Annotated in this window: 1 pseudogene; it reads left to right on the top strand. The window is 53.2% G+C overall.

The features are described 5' to 3' along the window. Nucleotides 1-214 precede the first annotated feature (214 nt). Nucleotides 215-1,404: pseudogene (locus HMPREF0183_RS12670) on the top strand (IS3 family transposase); the annotation flags it as partial. Nucleotides 1,405-1,433 lie beyond the last annotated feature (29 nt).

Here is a 1,433-nt window from a genome sequence, read left to right as displayed (position 1 = left end):
TGAACTGCTCCCCATTAGTTGGACTGAGAAATTCAGTTACCGATTAGTGGGGAGCAGTTTTATGCATTCACGTAGTTCGTTGAGTGAGTCTCAGCGTGAATGGTTGGTGGAGTGTTTCGAGCAGGGCATGGGGAGCCAAGCTGCTGCGAGGGTAGTCGGGGTTTCAAGAGATGCAACGCGCGCCCTCTATCGGCGGTTTCAGCTGCATGGCAGGCTATGTCTTGTGGAGAAACCGACAAAGCAGCAGTACCCATTCGAAACCAAAAAGGAAGTTGTCGAGCGTCACCTTGCCGGCGAGACAAAGATGGATCTTGCGCGTGAGTTTGGCCTGTCCTCAGACCGTCTCGTAGAGGTTTGGTCGCGGAAATGGCGTAAAGACGGTGACGAGGCGCTACGTCCGAAGCCGAAGGGCAGGCCTAGAGGATCTAGCAAGCCTAAGGTTTTGACTGAAGAGGAAAAGCTACGTCGCCAGGTTGAGCGGTTGGAAGCGGAAAACGCCTATCTAAAAAAATTGCGGGACTTGAGGAATCAGGGACACGCTTGAAAGTCCAGGCGATTGTCATCCTCAAGTCCCACCACCGCTTGGAATATCTCTTAGAGGCAGCAGGTATCCCACGGTCGACGTTCTTCTACCACCAGAAACGACTCAGCCAGCCAGATAAGCACGCGGCACTCAAGCAAGCGATCCGGGAAAGCTTCGAGCGCAACAAACATCGCTACGGCTATCGGCGAGTATTACTAGAACTGCGTAACCAAGGCTGGGTGATCAACCACAAACTCGTCTACAAGCTCATGTGCGAGATGGGGCTTCGAGCTAAGATCCGCCAGCGCAGGCCGTATGTTTCCTATGCTGGGACGATCAGTCATATTGCTGAGAACGTACTTGACCGTAAGTTCACTCCGGATAAGCCAAATACCGTCTTTGTCAGTGATGTCACCGAGTTCAGGGTCGCGGGCCGCAAGGTCTACCTGTCACCGGTGATGGATCTGTTCGACCGCTCAATCGTTGCCCACACTGTGGCTACATCGCCCTCGACAGCGTTTACCGCTGACTCTTTGACCAAGGCAATCGCGGTTTCTACGCCTGAACCCGGGTGGATGATCCACACTGACCAAGGCTTCCAGTATCAGCATTCATCCTGGCGCAACTTGATTCATAACAACGGTGGTGTTCAGTCGATGTCGCGTAAAGCTAACTGCTACGACAACGCCGTCATGGAGAACTTCTTCGGCCACGTGAAAACCGAGATGTACCACGGTGAAGTCTTCGACACCGTCGCAGAATTCACTCAGGCGATCGATGAGTACATCGGGTGGTACAACACCGAACGCATCCAACAACGACTCAAGGGCCTGACTCCGATGCAATACCGGAATCAGACCCTTGAAGCCTCAGCCGCCTAAAATAAAACCAGTCCAACTTTCGGGGGCTA

The sequence above is a fragment of the Brevibacterium mcbrellneri ATCC 49030 genome (genome assembly GCF_000178455.1).
GTDB classification, from domain to species: domain Bacteria; phylum Actinomycetota; class Actinomycetes; order Actinomycetales; family Brevibacteriaceae; genus Brevibacterium; species Brevibacterium mcbrellneri.
Note: the sequence above shows the minus strand (reverse complement) of the source record. Positions and strands in the feature narration are given on the sequence as shown.